This is a genomic window from Desulfobulbaceae bacterium, from assembly GCA_015231515.1.
In the GTDB taxonomy this organism is placed as follows: Bacteria; Desulfobacterota; Desulfobulbia; order Desulfobulbales; family VMSU01; genus JADGBM01.
In genome coordinates, this window is sequence record JADGBM010000201.1 from 1 (window position 1) to 2,854 (window position 2,854).

General features: G+C 39.8%; 5 protein-coding genes and 1 pseudogene. All 6 read right to left on the reverse strand.

Annotated elements, in window-relative coordinates:
• A partial coding sequence (locus HQK80_16200; GenBank protein ID MBF0223733.1) for a DUF3192 domain-containing protein occupies window positions 1-769 on the reverse strand: 769 nt, incomplete at its 3' end.
• A 199-nt stretch (window positions 770-968) separates the two neighbouring features.
• Window positions 969-1,271 (reverse strand): putative addiction module antidote protein, encoded by a 303-nt coding sequence (locus tag HQK80_16205; GenBank protein ID MBF0223734.1) that lies wholly within the window; start codon window positions 1,269-1,271, stop codon window positions 969-971.
• 1 nt (window position 1,272) lies between these two features.
• Window positions 1,273-1,605, reverse strand: a complete 333-nt coding sequence (locus HQK80_16210) for a type II toxin-antitoxin system RelE/ParE family toxin (GenBank protein ID MBF0223735.1) — start codon at window positions 1,603-1,605, stop codon at window positions 1,273-1,275.
• Window positions 1,606-1,799: 194 nt separating this feature from the next.
• Window positions 1,800-2,135: a type II toxin-antitoxin system VapC family toxin gene (locus tag HQK80_16215; protein MBF0223736.1), complete on the reverse strand. Its 336-nt coding sequence runs from the start codon at window positions 2,133-2,135 to the stop codon at window positions 1,800-1,802.
• Window positions 2,136-2,278: 143 nt separating this feature from the next.
• Window positions 2,279-2,647, reverse strand: coding sequence for a hypothetical protein (locus HQK80_16220; GenBank protein MBF0223737.1), 369 nt, complete (start codon window positions 2,645-2,647; stop codon window positions 2,279-2,281).
• Window positions 2,648-2,730: 83 nt separating this feature from the next.
• Window positions 2,731-2,854: pseudogene (locus HQK80_16225) on the reverse strand (ParA family protein).

Here is a 2,854-nt window from a genome sequence, read left to right on the forward strand (position 1 = left end):
CATGATTATCATTACTGGGCATCTTAATTGCCTTCATGGATATGTTTTCTTTTGAACCGTAAGTTTCAATAATAGCATCAGTTGCTAATTGTATTTTCATCCCAGCCTGTTCACTTATAAATATTTGGGTCAGTGTGAATGCTTTTTTGCAAGCTGGTTCATTATTACAAATGAAAGGCTTATCTACTTCCAGCAAATCAATATTTAGTCCTTGCAGAACAAGTCGATTTTTCTCTTCCTCGATCTTTCGCTCCCTCTCCCTCTTCTCTTGTTCAAGCTTTAGCTCTCTATCCTTCTTCTCTTGTTCAAGCTTTAGCTCTCTATCCCTTTCTCTCTTTAACATCTCTGCGTTGACATCTACTAGCCTTGCGTTATCATCTTTAAGCTTATTATAAAACTCATGCCCATATCCAATGTAACTTTCATTTTTAAAAACAATTGGCGTCAATTCATCATCCGTAATCTTCCCATCAGCTATGCGGTATGTATAATTCATCAAAACATCAATTTTTTGCCCAAAGAAATTTGTATACGTTTCTACTTCGACGACTGGATTCTTCTCGTCAAGATAGGGGCTTTTGAACAATGTCAATGCATCTATTATTGACATTCCAACTGCAAGATTAGAAATGTTTTCTTTGTTTGTATCTGCAATGTTTTGATACATTACACCGCAACCATTTAATAAAATAGAAAGACAAACAATAGTTAATAAATTTATTTTTTTCATCGTTGCCCTATAAAGGAAGTGGGGATCTAACTTTTTCACACATAGACACACTCATTCTCTCTGTCAGTGACCAGAAGAGGGTGCGCTGTACATAATCTAAATCTAACCTACAAGCTAAAAGAAAGCGTGAAAGGGGTCAGAGTAAAATTAAATCTTAAATCTTGGTCGATGGAAAAAGAAAAATTAATTCTACTCTGACCCCTTTTATTTTATACCTTTGTCAATACCATTGTTCGTATCAAATAGGTGCTTGTTCTGGAGTTATATTTAGACGTAAGCCTACTCCATGCAATAGGTTGAACAGTGTGCGGATTTCAGGGTTTCCTCGACGTGATAAGGTGCGATACAGGCTTTCACGATTGAGATTGGCCTTATCCGCTACCGCAGCCATCCCACCATTGGCCTCGGCAACGTTGCGTAACGCCAGGAGAAAGGTTTCCCTGTCCCCCTCTTCAAGTGCTGCATTCAGATATGCCGCCGCTTCTGTTGGGTCTTTCAATGCCTCTATCAGGTCTTTTTGGTACTCGGTTGCATGTGCCATGCTAGTGCCTCCTCCGGTGGTCTTGCAAGTAGTCTGTGGCTTGGGCGATGTCTCGTTTCTGTGTGTTTTTGTCGCCGCCAATGAGAAGCAGGATAAGCCGGTTATCTTCTTTGGCAAAATAGACACGATATCCTGGCCCACAGTCGAGCCGCAGTTCCCATATGCCGGCAGCAAGATGTTTGTGGTCGCCAAGATTACCCAGACGGGCACGATCAAGCCTGACACGTATTTTTGCCCGACCATTTACATCCCGTAAGGCTCCAAGCCATTCCCGGAACGGTACTGCCCCATCTTCTGTTTTGTAATAGTCAATCTCGTATGGAAATACCTGCATGATAACATTTTAGCCTATAAGCTACAAACTTACAAGGAAGTTTTCACACTCGTTTCATGATGAAAAACCCGCAAGAATAGCGGGGTCACAAATAGTTAGGTCTTGAGATATAAGTAAATGATTTTTCAAGACCTCACTATTGTGACTCCCTTGAAGAAGTTTAACAAAAGTCAAAAGCGGACTTGACCCCTTACTCATACACAAATTGCGATATGGAGTGCGTCTTCTCCAAATTCTTGTGGCATTGGGCCTTTATTTATAAGCTTTTCGGCTAAAATGATAGCATCTTCTGAAATATTAAGAGAAGGGATTTGACTAATCAGAGAAATTCTTTTTCTTGCAGCCTCACTATCTCTTGACCAAGCTTCTTGAAAAACTAACTCTGAAACAACCAGGTCAAATGACGAGCTTTTATTCTGCCACCATTCGCGAGTTAATTCTTGCCGCCCAAAGATTATTGGATTCCTACTTGGGCGAGATGTTAAATAACTGACGACAGTCGTCTCAATATAAACTTTCAATTTTTCCATGTAGTTATTGTACAGTTTGAATCCGCCGTAATCAATCTTTTCTCAGCGAACGCCATGTATCAGCAGTGGCGCCAATGAACTTGCCGCGCTAGCGCCGCCACCGTTCCCGCCATCTGGTGCATGAAATTGTTAAACGATTCCTTTTAATAAGTGTACCCGTCAGAAGAAGGGTTCATTACACCTGCAATACCTTTGTCAGTGACCCCTTTCTTGAGAGCTTTGTATATAGTAAAAAAACTTGGAATCTGGAGCAACTTTTTGCCTTTTATTCTTCGCTGTTTAAATGTGGTGGCGAGGTCTTTATGTGGAACATTGAATGGAAAATTATTATCTCTATTAAATTTCCATTTTTTTAAAAGTTTTGATCTTATTCGTATGGCCTTAAAGATTGCTGTTACTAACCACCCATCTAGGTCTTTAAGTTGCTGTTCATTATTTATAAGAGGATAAAAACTCATTATTCCTTTGAAAAATATTCTATTACTGCTCCCATTTAAATAATTAGCTATCATTTGGTCTGTTAAATTGGGTTAAATTGGGGACAGACCCCAATTTAAAATAGGGGTCTGTCCCCTAATTATTGCTAATTATTGTTTGATAGTGCATCTTCATAACCGGACAGGTTGACATCTCCTGGAATGAGATATAGATCTGTGGCGATATTTTGCAGAATCGGCTCTGCAATATCGCCAACAGCGGTAAGTGGTTTGACACACTGA

Coding starts and splice junctions, on each gene's coding strand:
- HQK80_16210 (MBF0223735.1), bottom strand. CDS start 1,605: ATGCAGGTATTTCCATACGAGATTGACTATTACAAAACAGAAGATGGG.
- HQK80_16215 (MBF0223736.1), bottom strand. CDS start 2,135: ATGGAAAAATTGAAAGTTTATATTGAGACGACTGTCGTCAGTTATTTA.
- HQK80_16205 (MBF0223734.1), bottom strand. CDS start 1,271: ATGGCACATGCAACCGAGTACCAAAAAGACCTGATAGAGGCATTGAAA.
- HQK80_16220 (MBF0223737.1), bottom strand. CDS start 2,647: ATGATAGCTAATTATTTAAATGGGAGCAGTAATAGAATATTTTTCAAA.